The sequence below is a fragment of the Streptomyces solitudinis genome (genome assembly GCF_036323765.1).
GTDB lineage: Bacteria > Actinomycetota > Actinomycetes > Streptomycetales > Streptomycetaceae > Streptomyces.
This window is the reverse complement of sequence record NZ_JAZDCW010000001.1, coordinates 570,386-587,956: the sequence shown is the minus strand read 5'-3', so window position 1 is coordinate 587,956 and position 17,571 is coordinate 570,386. Positions and strand designations below refer to the sequence as shown.

Sequence of the window (17,571 nt, the reverse complement as noted above, 5' to 3'; positions counted from 1 at the left end):
CGTCAGATTCCCTTCGAGGGGACGAGCTGGAGGTAGATGGCCGTGATCACCATGTTGACGAAGAACAGGATGAGGAAGGTGAAGACGACCGACTGGTTCACCGCGTCGCCCACGCCCTTGGGGCCGCCGCGCGGGTTGAGGCCGCGGTGGGCGGCGACGATGCCCGCGATGAAGCCGAACAGCAGGGCCTTCAGCTCGCTGATGTAGAGGTCGGGCAGCTGGGCGAGGGCGGAGAAGCTGGCGACGTACGCGCCGGGGGTGCCGTTCTGCATGACGACGTTGAAGAAGTAGCCGCCGAGCGTGCCGACCACCGACACCATTCCGTTGAGCAGCACGGCGACCAGCGTCACCGCGAGCACCCGGGGCACGACCAGGCGCTGGATGGGCGAGACGCCCATGACGCGCATCGCGTCCAGCTCCTCGCGGATCGTGCGCGATCCCAGGTCCGCGCAGATGGCCGAGCACGCGACGCCGGAGACGAGCAGCGAGACGATGAGCGGGCTGGCCTGCTGGATGAGGACGAGGACGCTGGCCCCGCCGGTGAACGACTGGGCGCCGAACTGCTGGATGAGCGAACCGACCTGGAGCGCGATGACCGCGCCGAAGGGGATCGTCACGAGGATGGCGGGCAGGATGGTGACGCTGGCGATGAACCAGAACTGCTCGATGAACTCCCGGAGCTGGAAGGGGCGCCGGAACGACTCGCGGATGACGGTGACCGCGAGGGAGAACAGCTCGCCGACCTGGCGCAGCGCTCCGGCGCCCGGCAGCGGGCGGCCCGGCGGGGCGGGTGCGCTCACCGGGCGCCTCCGGCCTGCGGACGGGGCAGCGGGGCGGTGCCGTTGGGTCCCCTGCCCACGTCCTCGCCGGCGTACCCGGCGCGGATGGCCGCCTGGGCGGACGGGGAGAGCTGGTCCAGCATGGCCAGCACCCGCCGCTGGCGGCGCAGGGCGGCACCGCGCGCGGGCATGCCCGCCGAGGGCTGGAGCTGCGGCTGGACGGTGCGCGGCACGTTGCGGTAGTCGGCGGCGCCGGAGAGCTGCTCCCGCTCGACGGTGGCCTGGTCCTTCTCCTCGGACATCCCGATGGGGCCGGCCATGTGTCCGCCGAGGAACTGCCTCACCACGGGTTCCTCGCTGGTCAGCAGGGCTTCGCGCGGTCCGAAGGTGACGAGCCTGCGGCGGAAGAGCATGCCCATGTTGTCCGGCACGGTGCAGGCGATGTCGAGGTTGTGGGTGACGATCAGCATCGTGGTGTCGAGCTGCGCGTTCAGGTCGATGAGGAGCTGCGAGAGGTAGGAGGTGCGCACCGGGTCCAGTCCGGAGTCCGGCTCGTCGCACAGGATGATCTGCGGGTCGAGCACGAGGGCGCGGGCGAGCCCGGCGCGCTTGCGCATGCCGCCGGATATCTCGCCGGGCAGTTTGTCCTGCGCTCCGGTGAGGCCGACCATCTCCATCCGGTCCAGCACGATGCGCCGGATCTCGGACTCCTTCTTGCGGGTGTGCTCCCGCAGCGGGAACGCGATGTTGTCGTACAGGTTCATCGAGCCGAACAGGGCGCCGTCCTGGAACATCAGGCCGAACAGCTTCCGCGTTTCGTAGATGTCCCGTTCGGGGGCGTTCACCATGTCCACGCCGTTGATCAGGACCCGGCCCGTTTCTGGTTTGAGCAGGCCGATGACGGATTTCAGGAACACCGTCTTGCCGGTGCCCGAGGGGCCCAGCAGCACGCTGACCTCACCGGGGGGCAGGGTGAACGTCACGTCCTGCCAGATCTCCTGGCTGCCGAAGTGTTTGCTCAGTCCCTCGACGACGACTTCGACTCCCATGGGCACCTCCCGGCTGTTTACGCGTCAACAATTTCGGTGTCACCGCTCGGGCAGTTCCGGCAGCACGACTTCCTCGCACGGGTTCTTCTGGCACAACGGCCCCTGGTTGAGCTTCAGGTAGTTGTCCGGGCCCGAGATGGCCGCCGTGAACAGCGGGTCCAGGTCCTCTCCCGCACCGCATCCGGTGAAGGCCGGGATGTCGATCGCCCCTTCGAGCAGGCCGCCCTGGAGGATGTCGTAGTGCGGCGACCCGCCCCTCAGCCGCACGTCGATGGGCTCGGCCGTCCGGCACTGCGAACCGACCGGCAGGGGAGTGCCGTTGACCTTCGCCTCGGCCACCCGCAGGGCGAGCTGGTAGCCCACCGTCGCCTTCAGCCGCTCGCCGGTGCGCGGGACGACGGTGACGATGGTGGCCGGGGTCAGCGAGGTCAGTTCGACCGTGGCCGTGACCGGCATGAAGTCGAAGCCGAGGAACGTGCTCGTCGCCGGGGGCATGTCGATGGCGCCCACGTGGTTGGCCTCGATGTAGCCGTCCGGGCCGGACACGGACCGGACGAAGATGCGCAGGGAGGAGAGCCGGGGTGCGGCCTGCGGGTCGTTGAGGACCATCGCCCCGCGCTGCTTCTTCACGTTGGAGTAGCCCACGGGGAAGGTGCAGCTGGGGCTGCCCTCGCTCTCCAGCACGTTCGCCCCGGGCGGCGGCTCGGGCAGCAGCCCGCGGTCCAGTCCGTCCGCGGGCGGCATCCCGGGGCAGCCGTCCACGGGAACCGTGACCGGCTCCTGCGGCGCCGCGGGGCTCTCCTGCGCGCGGGGTCCGGCGCCGTCGGCCTCCCCGCGGGCCTCGGGGCTCGCGGAGCCGGAGGGGCCGGGCGGACGGCCGCCGGGCGTCGCGGACGGCGGCGGCCCGGCGGTGACGCGGACGGCGGCCAGCGCGGGCACCTGCCCGTCGCGCGGCGTGCACGTGGCCGCGGGTGCCCGCGTCCCCGGCTCCGCCGCCGGGCTCTCCGCGGCGCCGCCGGGAGCGGACTCCGTGCCGCCGGACGCGGGACCGGCGGCGCCGGGTCCGGGGGTGCTGTCCGGGGAGGTCTCCGGCCCGGCTCCGGGCGCCTCCGCGTCCCCGCGGACGTCGAGGTGCAGGGCGCCCGGGGTGAAGAGAACCTCCCCCGCGTCCGGCAGCGTCACCGGCTCCGCCTGCCCGCGGTGCTCCAGCACCAGCGGCTCGCCCTCGACCACCGGCGTCGCCGGCGCGGTGACCTCGGCCTCCCAGGCGGCGACGGGATCACCGCCGCGCGTCACCCCGGCGCTGAGCGTCGCGGCGCTGGTCACCGAGTCGACGTCCGCCTCCCCCGCGTCCGGCAGGTCGGCCGCCGCGGCGGCGGGCAGCGCCGTGCGCACGCTGAGCTTCTCCGCCTGGACCGGCTCGCCCGGCGCCACGGTGGCCGGGAAGGACGCGGACACGGTGACCTCGGCGTCGTAGGTGCCCGAGGGGAACGCGCAGGTGTAGGCGGCGGTGATCTGCACCGGCTCCGTCGACCGGGCCGGAAGGCGCAGATCGCGTGCGGCCGGGCCGGTCCCGACGGGCAGCCCGGCGAGCAGCGCGGCCGAGGCGATGGCCGTCGCGCGGAGCGAGCGCCGTGCGTTCATCGCGTGCCTTCCTTCGGGGTTCGCGGAGGGGGGAACGGGGCGGCTGAGCGGGGAAAGGGAGCGGACCCGGTGCGTCGCTTGCGGGAATACCGCTGCTCCACCGCCGGAATGAGATGTTCCGCGCCGTGGTCTTCCGGGTGGGGGCGGCGGTGCGGATGGCACGTTACGTACGGGTAACCCGACCGTGCAATGGTGATCACGAAAATTCCCCGGCACTGCCGTGAAATGCGCTTCCCCTTGTGCCCCGGGCATCACGGACGCGCCGCCGTTCATCACCAGGTGAGCAATTCCGCGCCCGCGGCTTGACGTCCGGGCCGCAAAGCGCAGGAGTCTGCGCTATGCGCGTTCTCCTGTCGCCGATGCAGCAGTTCCCGCCCGAATCCCGCACGAAGGTGAGTACGGTGAGCCGATCGCCTTGACGGGGGCGGGTGTGCACGGAGCCACTGGAGCGGCCCGCGCCGTGTGCGCGGAACCACCACGACGTCAGGTGGCGGGCCGCGCGGGGGATTGGCCTGCCGTGCCCACCCTGCCACCGAGACCGCCCCCGCGTCATACCGCACCAGTCGTCGGACCCTGACCGCGTTCGTCCACCGGCGCGCGACCGCTGCCGCGTCCGCCCCGCGGCGGCCCCCGGTGGAGTGAGGAAGAGATGTATGACGAGTGCCATCCCCCCGGCGGGCCTGGACGAGCCGCAGGGACCGCTGCCCAAGGAGCTGGCCGCCGTCATGCGGCCGGAACTGCCCAGCCTGCTCCATGAGATCGGCGCCGAGATCAGACGGGCCATACCCGAGTACGGGCCGCTGCTGGACGGGCCCTACGGCCCCGTCATCCAGGGCGGCGTCGAGCAGAACCTCGTGACCTTCGTCGACCGGATCGCCGCCCCGAGCGCGCCCACCACCCGCCGTGACCAGCTCTGCCGCAAGCTCGGCCGCTACGAGGCGTACCGCGGCCGGACGCTGGACAACCTCCAGGCGGCCTTCCGCATCGGCGCCCGCGTCGCCCTGCGCCGGGCCAAGAAGCTCGGCAAGCGCTACAGCCTCTCCCCCGCCGTCATGCTGTCGTTCGCCGACGCCCTCTTCGGCTACGTCGACGAGCTGATCGAGGTCTCCCGGGAGGGCTACCAGGCCGCCCAGGCGGAACTGGGCGGCGGCCAGGAGGAGTACCGCAGGATGCTGCTCCAGCTCATCCTCGCCGGAGCCTCCGTGCCGCGCTCCTCCCTGGCCGGACACGCCGAGCGGGCCCGCTGGCCGCTGCCGTCGGAGGTGACCCTCGTGGCCATCAGCCCGGACAGCAGGCCGCCCCGGGGCAGCCTGGGCGACGACGTCCTGGCCGCGCCCGGCGACCCGCAGCCGCACGCCCTCCTGCCCGGCCCCGTCGAGGAGAACCGCCGTCTGCTGCTGGACGCCGCGCCGCGGGAGGTCCGGATCGCCGTGGGGCTGACGGTGCCGCTGGCCCAGGCCGCGGAGTCGCTGCGCTGGGCGCGGCAGGCGCTGGCGCTGGTGGAGGCGGGCGTCATCCCGGCCGCGCCCGTCACCTACTGCGACGACCACCTGCTCACCCTGTGGCTGTGCGCCGACTCCGCGCTCACCGAGCAGCTCGCGCGCCGCCAGCTCGCCCCGCTGGCCGACCTCACCCGCAACCAGCGCGAGCGGCTGGTCGAGACGCTCCAGGCGTGGCTGGACACCCGGGGCAACGCCGTGCAGATGGCGGAGCTGCTGCACCTGCACCCGCAGACCGTCCGCTACCGGCTGCGGAACCTCGACCGGGCCTTCGGCGCGCGGCTCTCCGACCTCGACGACCGGTTCGCCACCGAGGTCGTGCTGCGCTCCCTGCGGCTGCGGCGCCAGGCCAGCCGTCCGGCGGTGGAGGGGCGCCGCCCTTGATACGCTCGCCGCGAGCCGTGACTGGCGCGACGAAATGGGACGGACCATTGGGGAGCGGCTCCATCATCGGTGATGTGCTGCCGCGCGCCTGGGCCACCGGAGCACATGCACCCTCCTGGAGGTTCCCGTGGCCGCCGAACCCGCGCCGCAGCCCGCCGGGGCGTCGCCGACGCCCGAGACGACCGCCTACCGCGCCGCGCTGGAGGTGATCCGGGGCGTCGAACCCCGGGTCGCCGACGCGGTCGGCGCCGAACTGGCCGACCAGCGCGAGTCGCTCAAGCTGATCGCCAGCGAGAACTACGCCTCCCCCGCCGTGCTGCTGACCATGGGGAACTGGTTCAGCGACAAGTACGCCGAGGGCACCGCCGGGCGCCGCTTCTACGCCGGGTGCCGCAACGTGGACACCGTCGAGGCGCTGGCCGCCGAGCATGCCCGCGAACTGTTCGGCGCCCGGCACGCCTACGTCCAGCCGCACTCGGGCATCGACGCGAACCTCGTCGCCTTCTGGGCGGTGCTCGCCCGGCGCGTGGAGGCCCCCGCGCTGGACCGGGCCGGGGTCCGGCACGTCGGCGACCTCGGCGAGGCGGACTGGGAGCGGCTGCGCGCGGCGTTCGGCGACCAGCGGATGCTCGGCATGTCCCTGGACGCCGGCGGCCACCTCACCCACGGCTTCCGCCCCAACATCTCGGGGAAGATGTTCCGGCAGCGCAGCTACGGCACCGACCCGCGCACCGGGCTGCTCGACTACGACGCCGTACGCGCCGCCGCCCGCGCGTTCCGGCCGCTCATCCTCATCGCCGGGTACTCGGCCTACCCGCGCCTGGTGGACTTCGCCCGCATGCGGGAGATCGCCGAGGAGGTGGGCGCGACGCTGATGGTGGACATGGCCCACTTCGCGGGCCTGGTGGCGGGCGGGGTCCTCACCGGCGACTTCGACCCGGTGCCGCATGCGAACATCGTCACCACGACCACGCACAAGTCGCTGCGCGGCCCGCGCGGCGGCATGGTGCTGTGCGACGACACCCTGGCCGAGCAGGTGGACCGGGGCTGCCCCATGGTCCTCGGCGGTCCGCTGCCGCACGTCATGGCCGCGAAGGCCGTGGCCCTCGCCGAGGCCCGGCAGCCGCAGTTCCGCGACTACGCCCGGCGTGTGGTGGACAACGCGCGGGCCCTCGCCGAGGGGCTGCTGCGGCGCGGCACCCGCCTGGTGACCGGCGGCACCGACAACCACCTGGTGCTGCTGGACGTCTCCGGGCACGGCCTGACGGGCCGCCAGGCGGAGGCGGCGCTGCTGGACGCGGGCATCGTCACCAACCGCAACGCCGTCCCGCAGGACCCCAACGGCGCCTGGTACACCTCCGGCGTCCGCGTGGGCACCCCCGCGCTGACCACGCGCGGCTTCGGCACCGCGGAGATGGACGAGGTGGCCGGACTCATCCACACCGTGCTCACCTCCACCACACCCGGTGCCGCCGCTTCCGGCGCTCCCTCCAGGGCCCGCTACACCCTGGCGGAGGACACCGCCGGGCGGGTCAGGTCCCGGGCGGCCGAACTCCTGGGCAGGCACCCGCTCTACCCCGGCATCGACCTGGGCTGACCTCGCGCGGACCCGCCCGCTCGGCCCCCGACGCCCCGCCGGCGCCGGGTCTACAGTGCCCGTATGGACGGCAGCGGACCGGGCCGCGCGGCGGCCGTCGGCGGGTTCTTCGCCCTGCGGACCGGCGGCGGACCGCCGGGCGGGGCCGCGCCGCTGGCCCGCCTCTACGCAGGGGACACCGCGCCGCTGGCGGCGCGTACCGCCGCCGTGGGGGCGCGGCTGGGCACCGGCGAGGCGCGGGTCGCCGCGTCCGTCGCCTTCCTCGGGCTGGCCTCCCGGCTGTGGTCGGTCGCGCTGGCCCCGGCCGTGCTGGACGGGGAGCTGCCGGACCTCGCCCCGGAGCTGCTGCACTGGGACCCCGGGCCGTCCGCGCCCGGGGAGCTGTGGCTGGCCCCGGGGACGCGGCGGCCGCTGCCCGCGCAGGCGGCGGACGCGCTGGACGCCCTCGTCCTGGACGCCCATCTGGTGCCGCTGGTGCGGGCGACGCGGACGGTGGCCCGCGTCTCGGAGCGGCTGCTGTGGGGCAACGCGGCGTCCGCGCTGGCCGGTGCCGCGGACCAGCTCGCGCGGTGGTGCCTGCGGCACGGGGACGCGGCCGGGGCGGCGCGCACGCGCGCGGCCGCCGCCACCGTGCTGGCCGCGCCCCTGCTGCGCACCGGCGGCACGCTCACCCCCGGCGGGTACCGGCGGCGCACGTGCTGCCTGTACTACCGCGTCCCCGCGGGCGGGCTGTGCGGGGACTGCTGCTTCACCTCGCCACCGGGCCGCTGACAGTGCGGCGGCGTACGGTCGGTGGCATGTGCCGAAGCATCAGGACCCTGCGCCCGCCCTACACCGAGACGGTCACCGAGGACGACGTGCGCGCGGCCGCCCTCCAGTACGTGCGCAAGGTGTCCGGTTTTCGCCGTCCCGCCGCGCACAACGCCGAGGCGTTCGAACGGGCCGTCGAGGACGTCGCCGCCGCCACGCAGGCGCTGCTGTCCCGGCTGACGGTGCGGGGCGGCGCCCCGGACGCCGGGCGCTGAGCCCCGGCGCACGGGATCAGCCGAAGGCGCGCACGGCCTGGTAGTACGTCCAGGCCGTGGCGTCGCAGGAGCTTCTGAGGGCGCCGCTGTACCGGGTGCACACCCGTCTGAGGTCGGCGTGGAAGGCGTCGTCCAGACGTGCCTTGTTGGCACTGAAGGAGCCGGCGGCCTTGTAGTTGCGGTAGCCGAAGTCGTGCCGGGCGCACGAGAGTTTGAAGGGGAACCCGAAGGGGTTGTCCGGCGAGGTCGAGCAGAAGTCCGTGGACCAGTTGAACCCGTAGGCCGACCAGGCGCCCTTGTTCCCGTAGGCGGCGTACCAGGCGCTGTAGCTGCTCGCGCTGGTCTGCGTCCAGCTGGAGAGCACCCGGGGTTTGTCGGCGGGAGCCGCGGCGGCCGGAGCGGCCAGGGCGACGGCGGTGGTGAGGGAGAGGGCGGAGGTGGCCAGGGCGGCCGGGAGCCTGGTGCGCATGCGGCGTCCTTCCGTGGACCGAGAGCGGTCCACGGAGCGTGACGAGCGTCGCTACAGAGCGGCTCGACCGGCGGTGCCTCTCTCACACGAGCCACCCGGACCGCAGAAGTCAGCCAATCCGTACACACACGGTGAAGTCACCCCGCTACTTTGGGTATCCACAAGAGGAGAGGGCGGACACGAGTTCCGGGAGGCGCCCGATGACCCATTCGGCACAGAGCGCGGGCGGGCCCGCGCCGGGTGAACACCTGGCGCTGCTGCTCGCCCGTGCCCGCAATCCGTTCGAGATCAGCGACACGCTGGCGCGGCTGCTGAGAGGCGCCGTCCGCTGCGACGTCCAGCTGCGGGTGTGGCGGCAGCACGCGAGCCCGCCGCCGGGTCTGCGCTGTTCCACCTACCAGCACACCTTCACGCTCGCCGACCACTCGGTGGTGGTGCTGTGGGAGCTGCGCCACGACACCGAGTCCGACGGCCAGATCGCCCATGAGATCTACCCCGACTTCGCCGCCCTCCAGGAGGCGGAGAACCGGGTGCACCAGCGCATGGGCGGCGGGGTCCCCGTGGAGGCCGAGCGGGCCTCGGCGCTGACGCCGCGTCTGCTGGCCGAGCTGGGACTGCCGGTGCCGGGACCGGGCCACCACAGTTTCCCCGAGCGCGAGTCACCGGACCACGCCCGGCGGCTGCTGCGCCGGGCGAGCAACGCGGACCGGCCGGGCGAGGACGTGCTGCGGCTGCTGGCCACCGCACGGCGGCACGACATCACGCGCGTCAGCCAGCCCTTCGGGCCCGCGGGCCCGCGGGCGTTCTGTTCGGTCTACGAGCACGCGTTCCTGCTCGCGGACGGGCGGGAGACGAGCCTGTTCGAGCTGGAGCACGACTTCACGCCCGACGGCAACCTGGTCTGCGAGGTCTACACGGACGAGACGACGGCCTCACGGGCCGCCGAACGGCATGTGCTCGCGCACGGGAGCGGACGCGGCGACTGACGCGGGAGCGGCCAAAACCACGGAACCGCTTGCCCGGTCAGGTGGCGCGCCTCTACGTTTGATCCGCTCATAACTCCCGTGACCGGGGAGCCCGTTGGAGCGCCTGTCGGCGCAGGTTGGGGAGGGGCCCATGGCCACCCGTGGACGGCACCGTCGTTACCGGCCCAGCCCGGTGTCCCGAGCTTCACTCACCGTCACCGCGGGCGGTGCGGGCATCGCCCTGCCGCTCATCGGTGTCGGGCACGTGCAGGCGGCTCCCGTGGACACCTGGGAGAAGGTGGCGGCCTGCGAGAGCAGCGGCCGCTGGCACGTCAACACCGGCAACGGACATTTCGGCGGGCTCCAGTTCAAGCAGTCCACGTGGGAGAGCTACGGCGGCGCCGCCTACGCGGCGCGGGCCGACCAGGCGACGAAGGCCGAGCAGATCGCCGTGGCCGAGAAGGTGCTGGCCGGGCAGGGTCCGGGCGCCTGGCCCGCCTGTTCGCCCCGCGCCGGGCTGACCCGCGACATGGCGCAGCCGCACGCCGAGGGCTCCGGTGCGGCCCGGCCGCTCTCGCAGCGGGCCACCATCCGGCAGCCGGCCACCGCTCGTCCCCCCGCCCAGGCGGAGCCGGGCGGGCAGGAGCACGAGCGGGGCAGTCAGACGCACGACGTGGCGCGCGGTGACAGCCTCTCCTCCATCGCCACGGACCACGGTGTCCGGGGCGGCTGGCAGGCGCTGTACGAGCGCAACCGCCCGACCGTCGGCGAGGACCCGAACCTGATCTTCCCCGGCCAGCGGCTGCACCTGACCGGCACGGCACCGCGGGGCGAGGCGGCCCCGGAGCGGACCGGCGGCACGCAGGGCGAGGCGGCCCCGGAGCGGACCGGCGGCACGCGGGGCGAGGCGGCCCCGGAGCGGACGGAGAAGAAGGCCGCGCCGGAGAAGAGCGCGGAGAAGAGCGCGCCCGAGGCCGAGCCCAGACCGGCCGAGGCCAACGCCGCGCCCGCGAAGCCCGCCAAACCCGGCAAGGCCAAGGAGCAGCGGGCGGAAGCGGCCGGGCAGCAGGCGGACCGCAAGGCGGCCGACCGGCGCAAGAGCGCGCCGTCCTACACCGCCCCGGTCTCGGGCGCCGGTCCGGGCACCGCCTACCGCAAGGCGGGCGGTGCCTGGTCCTCCGGCTACCACACGGGCGTCGACTTCGCCGTGGCGACGGGCACCAAGGTGCAGGCCGTCACCAGCGCCACCGTCGCCTCGGCCGGCTGGGCCGGGGCCTACGGGTACCAGGTGGTGCTGCGCCACCACGACGGGCGCTTCAGCCAGTACGCCCACCTCTCGGCGATCTCGGTACGCCCGGGACAGCGGGTGAACACCGGGCAGACGGTGGGGCGTTCGGGCAACACCGGCAACTCCACCGGTCCGCACCTGCACTTCGAGATCCGCACCGGCCCCGGCTACGGCTCGGACATGGACCCGCTGGCCTACCTGCGGCAGCACGGCGTCACCATCTAGTGCCGCGTCGGTCAGGGTTCGCCCGTCAGGGAGCGGCGTCCGGTGCGGTGCGTCGCAAGGCGCCGGATCGGCCTCGTAGTGGGCCCACTCGGTCGATTCGGCAACGCCGCGAGGCGCCGTGCCGGGCGTCGCGCCGGGGCAGACCCCGGCTGACGCGGCGCTAGGACGGACCGCGGGGGTCACAGCTCCTCGTCGGCGGGGTTCTCCTCCGGGTCGGGCGGCGGGGCCCCCACCTCGTCCAGTTCCTCCACGTGGACGGCCGTCTCCTCCGGCGCGGCCCCCGGCGTCGCGGCGGCCTCCTGACCGACGAGGTGGTCGCCCCCGGGCCGTCCGGGCAGCGGCTCGTCGCTGAGCTGGCCGGCCTCCGGGTCCTCGGGCCCGGTAGCCCCGCTCTCGCCCACGTCGGGCTCCTCCTGGGCGAGCCGCTCGTCCAGCGGCTCCCCCTCCCGCTGCTCGTTGAAGGTGGTGCCGAACTGGTCGGCGGCCACCGGGCGCTCGCCGGGCACCGGCATCTGCTGCGGGTCCTCGGCCTGCTGGGCCTCGGGCGTCCCGTCCTGGAGATCGGGGATGCCCTCCTCCTCGGGGTTCCTTCCGGGGTCGTTCGACTCGGGCATGACCGGCCTCCCTTTCGTGCGGGGTCGGGGTGCGGCGCCCCTCGCGTACCCGTGATCGAAACCGGAAAACACCGGTCACGGGGCTGCGGCCCGCGCACGCGTGGGGAAGGCCGGTACCGGGTACCCGCCGTCTGCGCGGGCACGGCCGCCGCGCGGCACGACGAGTGAACCACCCCCGAGCAGACCCAAGGAGGCCGCATGAAGGCCCTCGTATGGCACGGCACCCGCGACGTGCGGGTGGAACAGGTCCCCGACCCGCAACTGGTGGCACCGACCGACGCGATCGTGCGCGTCACCTCCAGCGGACTGTGCGGCTCGGACCTGCACCTGTACGAGGTGCTGTCGCCCTTCATGACCCCCGGCGACATCCTCGGTCACGAGCCGATGGGCATCGTGGAGGAGGTCGGCAACGCCGTGACCGGTATCGCCCCGGGCGACCGCGTGGTGGTGCCGTTCCAGATCTCCTGCGGCGCCTGCTTCATGTGCGAGCGCGGGCTCCAGACCCAGTGTGAGACGACGCAGGTCAAGGAGCGCGGCATGGGTGCCGCGCTGTTCGGCTACACCAGCCTGTACGGCGCGGTGCCCGGCGGCCAGGCCGAGTACCTGCGGGTGCCGCAGGCCCACTACGGGCCCGTCAAGGTGCCCGAGGGGCCGCCGGACGACCGGTTCCTGTACCTGTCGGACGTGCTGCCGACCGCCTGGCAGGCGGTGGCCTACGCCGACGTGCCCCGGGGCGGCAGCCTGGTGGTGCTGGGCCTGGGGCCCATCGGGGACATGGCGTGCCGGGTCGCCGCCCACCAGGGCGTCGGGCAGGTGATCGGCGTGGACCTGGTGCCCGAGCGGCTGGAGCGGGCCAGGGCGCGCGGTGTGCAGGTGCTGGACCTGAACGACTTCGACAGCCGCGAGGACATCGTCGGCGCGGTGCGGGAACTGACCGGCGGGCGCGGCGCCGACTCGGTGGTCGACGCGGTCGGCATGGAGGCGCACGGCGGCGCGGGGACGACGGCCGCCAAGGCGATGCAGTCGGCCGCCGGGATGCTGCCGCGCAAGCTGGCGAGCCGGATGATGGAGAAGACCGGGGTGGACCGGCTGGCGGCGCTGTACCTGGCCGTCGACATGGTCCGGCGCGGCGGCACGGTCTCGCTGTCCGGCGTCTACGGCGGGATGAGCGATCCGCTGCCGATGCTGACGCTGTTCGACAAGCAGGTGCAGATGCGGATGGGCCAGGCGAACGTGCGGCGCTGGCTGCCCGACATCCTGCCGCTGGTGAGCGACGGGGACCCGCTGGGCCTGGAGGACTTCGCCACGCACCACGTGCCGCTCGACGAGGGGCCCGAGGCGTACGCCATGTTCCAGAAGAAGGCCGACGGCGCCGTGAAGGTGCTCTTCCGGCCCTGAACCGGCCGGTCAGGCCCGGAACCGGTACGGCGTGCGTGAGGGCGGGCGGGCGGCGGGATGTTCCCGCCGCCCGCCCGCCCTCACCCCAGAACGCCCGCACACGCGGCACGGCACCGGCGCCCTGGCTTGCGCCACGTGCGCCGGTGCCGGCCCGGGCCGCGGGTCAGACCTGGCCGCGCCAGGCGCCCGTCTCGGCGCCGCGGCTCTCGATGAAGGTCTTGAAGCGCTCCAGGTCGCCCTTGGCCTTGCGGCGGACGATGCCCATGGCGTCGCCGACGGCCTCGGTGAACACCTCGGGCGCGTACTCCAGTTGCAGCATGACCTTGGAGTGCGTGTCGTCCAGCCGGTGGAAGGTCACGACGCCCGCCTGCTTGGGCCCGTTGCGGCTGGTCCAGGCGACCCGCTCGTCGGGCACCTGCTCGGTGATGTCCGCGTCGAACTCCCGCTCCACACCGGCGATCTTGGTGACCCAGTGGGTCGAGGTGTCGGTCACCTGGTCGACGCGCTCCACGCCGTCCATGAAGTGCGGGAAGTCCTCGAACTGCGTCCACTGGTTGTACGCGGTGGTCACCGGGACGTCGAGCGCGATGGATTCCTCGATGTGCGACATGGCACCTCCTGATCGTTGGTGTTCGGTGACACGCCCTGCCGCGTACCCGGCCGTACGGCCTTCACGCCCCGTCGATCCGCAGCCGCCCGGGCGCCCCGGGCAGCGGGGCGGGCAGCCGCAGCGGCCGGGAGCCGGGCGTCACGGAGCCCAGGAGCGCCGGGCCGCGCGCGCCCGTGGCGGCGGGGACGTTGCCGGGCAGGCCGTGCACGGTGAGGTAGCCCAGCAGGGCGAACAGGTACGCCTCCTTCGCCTGCGCGGGCAGCCCGGCCGCGGTGCTCTCGACGACACGCGTGGGGGCGCTGAGCGCCGCGATGCGGGACATGAGCCACGGGTTGCGGGTGCCGCCGCCGGAGACGGTGAGGGAGGTCAGGCGGTGGTCGCGGCAGGCTCCGGCGACCAGCGTGGCGGTCAGCTCCGTGACGGTGGCCACCACGTCGTCCGGTGCGGGCACGGGGCCGGGGCCGGCCGCGTCGCCGGCCAGGCGGGCCCGCAGGTAACCCGCGTGGAAGTGCTCCTTGCCGGTCGACTTCGGCGGCGGCAGCCGGTAGTACGGGTCGGCCAGGAGGGCCGCCAGCAGGGGCGCGCGGACGGTGCCGCGCGCCGCGCGCACGCCGTCTTCGTCCATGCGCTCCGCGCCGCCGCTGGCCCGTTCGGCGGCCGCGTCGATGAGGGCGCCCGCGGGCCCGAGGTCGTAGGCGGTGACGGTGCCGGGGCGCTCGCGGGCGGTGAGGTTGGCGATGCCGCCCAGGTTGAGGGCGCCGTGGCCGGGGGCGTCCGGCAGCAGCAGCGCATCCAGGGTGGCCGCCAGCGGGGCGCCGTGCCCGCCGCGTGCGACGTCCCGCGTGCGCAGCCCCGAGACGACGGGCAGCCCGGTGGCCTCGGCGATCCAGGCGGGCTCCCCCAGTTGCAGGGTGCCCAGCGCGGCGGCCCCCTGCGTCCAGTGGAAGCAGGTCTGCCCGTGCGAGACGACGAGTTCGGCGGTGCCGCCCGCCAGTTCGGCGTCGGCCCGGGCCGCCACGGAGCCGAAGAGGCGGCCCAGTGCGGTGTCGATGCGGCAGACGTCCTGCCAGGTGGGGTCGGCCGGGGGCAGGCAGCGGGCCAGGTCGGCGCGCAGGGGTTCGGGAAAGGGCACGCTGAGCAGGCCGCCGCAGCGCAGCCGCAGGTCGCCGCCGTCCCAGGTGAGGTCCGCCAGCGCGGCGTCCACCGCGTCGCGAGAGGTGCCGCTGAGCATGCCGATGACGCGCATGACGGCATTGTGGTGCAGCTCCCCGCGCCGGCGGGGCGGCTCGCCGCGCGGTCGCGGGGCGCGCTCAGCGGCGGGCGCGGCGGCCCCGGCGGATGCGGCGCTGGACGATGACCAGGTCGACGAGGGCCAGCACGGCCAGGACCGTGGAGATCCAGGCCAGCGTGCGCAGCGATCCGGCCGTGGGGGCGTCCTGCGGTCCGGAGGTGGAGGCCCAGGCCCAGAAGAGTACGGCTCCGGCGATGAACAGCGGGGTGAACAGCAGCGCCAGCAGCAGCCGCAGCCGCAGGGGGCTGCGGGCGGTGACCGGCTCGGTGCCGGTGCTCGGGCGGATGCGCCCGAGGAGCCCCTCGCGTTCGGGGTCCCGGTCGTCGCCGGGCTGACGGTCCTGCATCGTGGTCCTCGCCTTCGGGTAGGGCCTCGGCTGCCGCCTCGGCACGCGGGTCCGGGCACGCTCCGGGCGGATCGGGGGGCGGCCGTGCGGTGACGACGAGGACGGCGCGGTGGCGGGGGCGTGGGGCCCCCTTCCGTGCGGGGTCCCTTCCGTACGGGCCGTCGCGTACCCGTGGGGCGGGTGGGAAAACCCGTCCGGGTTACTCCCGCGGCGAGCGGGTACCCGCTGCGGCGCTTAGCCGAGGCGGGAGCGGGTCCAGGGAGAGGGGCGTGAGGAACGTGAGCGCAGACGTGAGCGGGGACGCGGGCGGGGAGGGCCGCCTGCGGGTCGTGGTGACGGGGGCCAGCGGCAACGTGGGGACGAGCGTGCTGGAGGCCCTGGCGGCGCACCCGCGCGTCGGCTCGGTCCTCGGGATCGCGCGGCGCACACCGCGGTGGAGCCCGGCCAGGACCGAGTGGGCGCGGGCCGACCTGGGGCAGGAGGGCGCCACCGCGGACCTGACCGGCCTGTTCGAGGGCGCCGACGCCGTGGTGCACCTGGCCTGGCTGATCCAGCCCACCCACGCGCCGCTCACCACGTGGCGCACCAACGTGCTGGGCACCGAGCGGGTCCTGCGCGCCATGGCGGCGGCGGGCGTGCCCGCGCTCGTCTACTCCTCGTCGGTGGGCGCCTACGCGCCGGGGCCGACGGCCCCGGGCTCCGGCCCCGTGGACGAGTCCTGGCCGACGCACGGCTGGCCGCAGGCCGCGTACACCCGGGAGAAGGCGTACGTGGAGCGGCTGCTGGACACCTTCGAGCGGGACCACCCGGGCATCCGGGTGGTGCGGATGCGGCCGTCGTTCATGTTCAAGGAGCACTCGGCGATGGAGCAGCGACGGCTGTTCATGGGGCCGCTGCTGCCGCACCGGCTGGTGCGGCCGGGGGTGGTGCCCGTGGTGCCGGACCTGCCCGGGCTGACGTTCCAGGCCCTGCACACCGACGACGCCGCCGACGCGTTCACCCGGGCCGTCGTGGGGGACGCCGCCGGTGCGTTCAACCTGGCCGCGGGGCCGCCCGTCGACGCGGCGACGCTGGCCGGGCTGCTGTCCGCGCGCGTCGTGAGGGTGCCCCGCCCGGCGGTGCGGACGGCGCTCGCGGTGGCCTGGCGGCTGCGGGCGGTGCCCGCCTCCCCCTACCTGTTCGACGCGTTCGTACGGCTGCCGCTCATGGACACCGGGCGGGCGCGGCGGGAGCTGGACTGGACGCCGCGCCGGACGGGTCCCGAGACGCTGGCGGAGTTCCTGCGGGGGCTGCGCGAGGGCCGGGGCATGGACACCCCGACGCTCACCGGGCGGCTGCCCGGCGGACGGCTGCGGGAGGCCGCGACGAACCTGGCCGGCCGCCCCTGAACTTGCCGCCCGGCCCTGTCCCGCCCGGCCCTGTCCTGCCCGGCGCCGGGCAGGACAGGGCCGGGCGGGACAGGGCCGGGAGCGGCGTCAGCCCGGCACGGGGGCGTGCAGCGCGCGGGCGAGCGCGGTGGCCAGCCCCTCGTCGCCGCTGTCCTGGAAGGCGCGGCGGGCCTGCCGGGCCGCGGTGCGTCCGGTCGTCAGGCACCAGTGCCACCAGTGGTCCAGCTCCGCGGTGCTCAGGCGTTCCGCGGCGACCACGGCGGGCCACCGGCAGGCGCGGGCCTGCGCGGTGACCTTGGCGCCGCCCTCGACCGGGTCCACCGCGAGCGCGGGCACCCCGGCCCGCAGGGCGAGCACCAGGCCGTGCAGCCGGTCGGTGACGACCACGTCCAGCCGGGAGACCACCGACTCGAACTGCGCGGAGGTCGCGCACAGCCGCCAGTCCCCGGTGGCGAGCCGGGTGTCCAGTTCCACGCGGGCGCAGTCCCGCTCCGCGAGCCAGCCGGTGAGGGCCCCGGCGACCTCCGCGTGGCGGCGGCGCGGGCCGTACTCGCCCTGGCCGTGCGTGAGCACCACCCCGGCGACCGGTGTCACCGGGGTGCGCGGGGCCGCCGCCGCCAGGTCGAGCCGGGGGCGGCTGCCGGACGCGTCGCGGGCGAGCACGTGGTGGAACCCGCGGACGGCCGGGTCCGACGGATCGAGCACCGACACGCCCACCGCGACGCGGGTGCAGTGCGGGAACCGGTCGTGGAGGCCGGCGACCTGCGGGCCGTGCAGGGGCCCGCAGACGAACAGCAGCCGCTCGTACGCCGCCGGGTCGACGCCGTCGAACCCGGGCGCGCCGGGCTGGTACCCGGGGCTCCACACCGTGTCGTGGGGCGTGCCGGACCGGTCCAGCACGCGCTGCACCCGGCGCAGCGCCAGTACGTCGCCGGCCGTCACCTCCCCGTGCCGGAAACTGAACCAGCCCGTGAGCAGTGTTTTCCGCAGGGTCATCGGG

General features: G+C 74.7%; 17 protein-coding genes and 1 riboswitch. Of the genes, 8 read left to right on the top strand and 9 right to left on the bottom strand.

The genetic code is table 11. The annotated features are described in order from the left end of the window. Nucleotides 1–2: 2 nt before the first annotated feature. The 3 genes from V1J52_RS02410 to V1J52_RS02400 are packed head-to-tail and all read right to left on the bottom strand — an operon-like array spanning nt 3 to nt 3,472. Nucleotides 3–800, bottom strand: a complete 798-nt coding sequence (locus V1J52_RS02410) for an MlaE family ABC transporter permease (protein WP_330137831.1) — start codon at nt 798–800, stop codon at nt 3–5. Beyond that, nucleotides 797–1,828, bottom strand: coding sequence for an ABC transporter ATP-binding protein (locus V1J52_RS02405; RefSeq protein WP_330137830.1), 1,032 nt, complete (start codon nt 1,826–1,828; stop codon nt 797–799). Before V1J52_RS02405 ends, V1J52_RS02410 begins: the two co-directional genes overlap by 4 nt. A 39-nt stretch (nt 1,829–1,867) precedes the next feature. Next, nucleotides 1,868–3,472 carry a DUF6801 domain-containing protein gene (locus V1J52_RS02400; RefSeq protein ID WP_330137829.1) on the bottom strand — a complete coding sequence of 535 codons (1,605 nt, stop codon included), beginning with the start codon at nt 3,470–3,472 and terminating at the stop codon, nt 1,868–1,870. 653 nt (nt 3,473–4,125) lie between these two features. On the opposite strand from V1J52_RS02400, the gene V1J52_RS02395 reads away from it, so the two are divergent. The 4 genes from V1J52_RS02395 (at nt 4,126) to V1J52_RS02380 (ending at nt 7,977) form a co-directional block, all read left to right on the top strand. After that, nucleotides 4,126–5,355, top strand: a complete 1,230-nt coding sequence (locus tag V1J52_RS02395; RefSeq protein ID WP_330137828.1) for a PucR family transcriptional regulator — start codon at nt 4,126–4,128, stop codon at nt 5,353–5,355. A 7-nt stretch (nt 5,356–5,362) separates the two neighbouring features. Beyond that, nucleotides 5,363–5,456: riboswitch (ZMP/ZTP riboswitch) on the top strand. Nucleotides 5,457–5,482: 26 nt separating this feature from the next. Then, nucleotides 5,483–6,952, top strand: coding sequence for a glycine hydroxymethyltransferase (locus V1J52_RS02390; protein ID WP_330137826.1), 1,470 nt, complete (start codon nt 5,483–5,485; stop codon nt 6,950–6,952). 63 nt (nt 6,953–7,015) lie between these two features. Next, nucleotides 7,016–7,723: a (2Fe-2S)-binding protein gene (locus V1J52_RS02385; protein WP_330137825.1), complete on the top strand. Its 708-nt coding sequence runs from the start codon at nt 7,016–7,018 to the stop codon at nt 7,721–7,723. Nucleotides 7,724–7,749: 26 nt separating this feature from the next. After that, complete coding sequence (locus tag V1J52_RS02380; RefSeq protein ID WP_330137824.1) at nt 7,750–7,977, top strand: DUF2277 domain-containing protein; 228 nt, start codon at nt 7,750–7,752, stop codon at nt 7,975–7,977. Between the two features lie 16 nt (nt 7,978–7,993). Here V1J52_RS02380 and V1J52_RS02375 read toward each other — a convergent pair whose 3' ends face one another. Further along, nucleotides 7,994–8,446: a phospholipase gene (locus tag V1J52_RS02375; RefSeq protein WP_330137823.1), complete on the bottom strand. Its 453-nt coding sequence runs from the start codon at nt 8,444–8,446 to the stop codon at nt 7,994–7,996. A gap of 200 nt (nt 8,447–8,646) precedes the next feature. On the opposite strand from V1J52_RS02375, the gene V1J52_RS02370 reads away from it, so the two are divergent. Both V1J52_RS02370 and V1J52_RS02365 read left to right on the top strand, forming a co-directional pair. Next, nucleotides 8,647–9,432, top strand: a complete 786-nt coding sequence (locus tag V1J52_RS02370) for a DUF6227 family protein (RefSeq protein WP_330137822.1) — start codon at nt 8,647–8,649, stop codon at nt 9,430–9,432. 130 nt (nt 9,433–9,562) lie between these two features. Further along, the gene (locus tag V1J52_RS02365; protein WP_330137821.1) at nt 9,563–10,924 is read left to right on the top strand and encodes a transglycosylase family protein; all 1,362 of its coding nucleotides are present in this window, start codon (nt 9,563–9,565) and stop codon (nt 10,922–10,924) included. Between the two features lie 179 nt (nt 10,925–11,103). Here the strand turns inward: V1J52_RS02365 and V1J52_RS02360 are convergent, their stop codons facing one another. Beyond that, the gene (locus V1J52_RS02360) at nt 11,104–11,538 is read right to left on the bottom strand and encodes a hypothetical protein (RefSeq protein WP_330137820.1); all 435 of its coding nucleotides are present in this window, start codon (nt 11,536–11,538) and stop codon (nt 11,104–11,106) included. A gap of 198 nt (nt 11,539–11,736) precedes the next feature. Here V1J52_RS02360 and V1J52_RS02355 point away from each other — a divergent pair, with 198 nt between their 5' ends. Continuing rightward, nucleotides 11,737–12,936 carry a zinc-dependent alcohol dehydrogenase gene (locus V1J52_RS02355; RefSeq protein ID WP_330137819.1) on the top strand — a complete coding sequence of 400 codons (1,200 nt, stop codon included), beginning with the start codon at nt 11,737–11,739 and terminating at the stop codon, nt 12,934–12,936. A gap of 163 nt (nt 12,937–13,099) precedes the next feature. On the opposite strand, the gene V1J52_RS02350 is transcribed toward V1J52_RS02355, so the two are convergent. The 3 genes from V1J52_RS02350 to V1J52_RS02340 all read right to left on the bottom strand — a co-directional run bounded on the left by V1J52_RS02350 (nt 13,100) and on the right by V1J52_RS02340 (nt 15,183). Further along, nucleotides 13,100–13,546 carry an SRPBCC family protein gene (locus V1J52_RS02350; RefSeq protein ID WP_330137818.1) on the bottom strand — a complete coding sequence of 149 codons (447 nt, stop codon included), beginning with the start codon at nt 13,544–13,546 and terminating at the stop codon, nt 13,100–13,102. Nucleotides 13,547–13,607: 61 nt separating this feature from the next. Next, a complete protein-coding gene (locus V1J52_RS02345; RefSeq protein ID WP_330137817.1) occupies nt 13,608–14,792 on the bottom strand; it encodes an anhydro-N-acetylmuramic acid kinase in 1,185 nt (394 codons plus the stop codon). Nucleotides 14,793–14,856: 64 nt separating this feature from the next. Further along, nucleotides 14,857–15,183 carry a DUF6343 family protein gene (locus tag V1J52_RS02340; protein ID WP_330137816.1) on the bottom strand — a complete coding sequence of 109 codons (327 nt, stop codon included), beginning with the start codon at nt 15,181–15,183 and terminating at the stop codon, nt 14,857–14,859. Nucleotides 15,184–15,461: 278 nt separating this feature from the next. Here V1J52_RS02340 and V1J52_RS02335 point away from each other — a divergent pair, with 278 nt between their 5' ends. After that, a complete protein-coding gene (locus tag V1J52_RS02335; protein WP_330137815.1) occupies nt 15,462–16,571 on the top strand; it encodes an NAD-dependent epimerase/dehydratase family protein in 1,110 nt (369 codons plus the stop codon). A gap of 87 nt (nt 16,572–16,658) precedes the next feature. Here V1J52_RS02335 and V1J52_RS02330 read toward each other — a convergent pair whose 3' ends face one another. Beyond that, complete coding sequence (locus V1J52_RS02330) at nt 16,659–17,567, bottom strand: polysaccharide pyruvyl transferase family protein (protein ID WP_330137814.1); 909 nt, start codon at nt 17,565–17,567, stop codon at nt 16,659–16,661. Nucleotides 17,568–17,571: the final 4 nt, after the last annotated feature.

What these genes read in the sequence shown, in the direction of transcription:
- V1J52_RS02405 (WP_330137830.1), bottom strand. Translation starts at nt 1,828, where the DNA reads ATGGGAGTCGAAGTCGTCGTCGAGGGACTGAGCAAACACTTCGGCAGC.
- V1J52_RS02400 (WP_330137829.1), bottom strand. Translation starts at nt 3,472, where the DNA reads ATGAACGCACGGCGCTCGCTCCGCGCGACGGCCATCGCCTCGGCCGCG.
- V1J52_RS02395 (WP_330137828.1), top strand. Translation starts at nt 4,126, where the DNA reads ATGACGAGTGCCATCCCCCCGGCGGGCCTGGACGAGCCGCAGGGACCG.
- V1J52_RS02385 (WP_330137825.1), top strand. Translation starts at nt 7,016, where the DNA reads ATGGACGGCAGCGGACCGGGCCGCGCGGCGGCCGTCGGCGGGTTCTTC.
- V1J52_RS02380 (WP_330137824.1), top strand. Translation starts at nt 7,750, where the DNA reads ATGTGCCGAAGCATCAGGACCCTGCGCCCGCCCTACACCGAGACGGTC.
- V1J52_RS02375 (WP_330137823.1), bottom strand. Translation starts at nt 8,446, where the DNA reads ATGCGCACCAGGCTCCCGGCCGCCCTGGCCACCTCCGCCCTCTCCCTC.
- V1J52_RS02370 (WP_330137822.1), top strand. Translation starts at nt 8,647, where the DNA reads ATGACCCATTCGGCACAGAGCGCGGGCGGGCCCGCGCCGGGTGAACAC.
- V1J52_RS02365 (WP_330137821.1), top strand. Translation starts at nt 9,563, where the DNA reads ATGGCCACCCGTGGACGGCACCGTCGTTACCGGCCCAGCCCGGTGTCC.
- V1J52_RS02360 (WP_330137820.1), bottom strand. Translation starts at nt 11,538, where the DNA reads ATGCCCGAGTCGAACGACCCCGGAAGGAACCCCGAGGAGGAGGGCATC.
- V1J52_RS02355 (WP_330137819.1), top strand. Translation starts at nt 11,737, where the DNA reads ATGAAGGCCCTCGTATGGCACGGCACCCGCGACGTGCGGGTGGAACAG.
- V1J52_RS02350 (WP_330137818.1), bottom strand. Translation starts at nt 13,546, where the DNA reads ATGTCGCACATCGAGGAATCCATCGCGCTCGACGTCCCGGTGACCACC.
- V1J52_RS02345 (WP_330137817.1), bottom strand. Translation starts at nt 14,792, where the DNA reads ATGCGCGTCATCGGCATGCTCAGCGGCACCTCTCGCGACGCGGTGGAC.
- V1J52_RS02340 (WP_330137816.1), bottom strand. Translation starts at nt 15,183, where the DNA reads ATGCAGGACCGTCAGCCCGGCGACGACCGGGACCCCGAACGCGAGGGG.
- V1J52_RS02330 (WP_330137814.1), bottom strand. Translation starts at nt 17,567, where the DNA reads ATGACCCTGCGGAAAACACTGCTCACGGGCTGGTTCAGTTTCCGGCAC.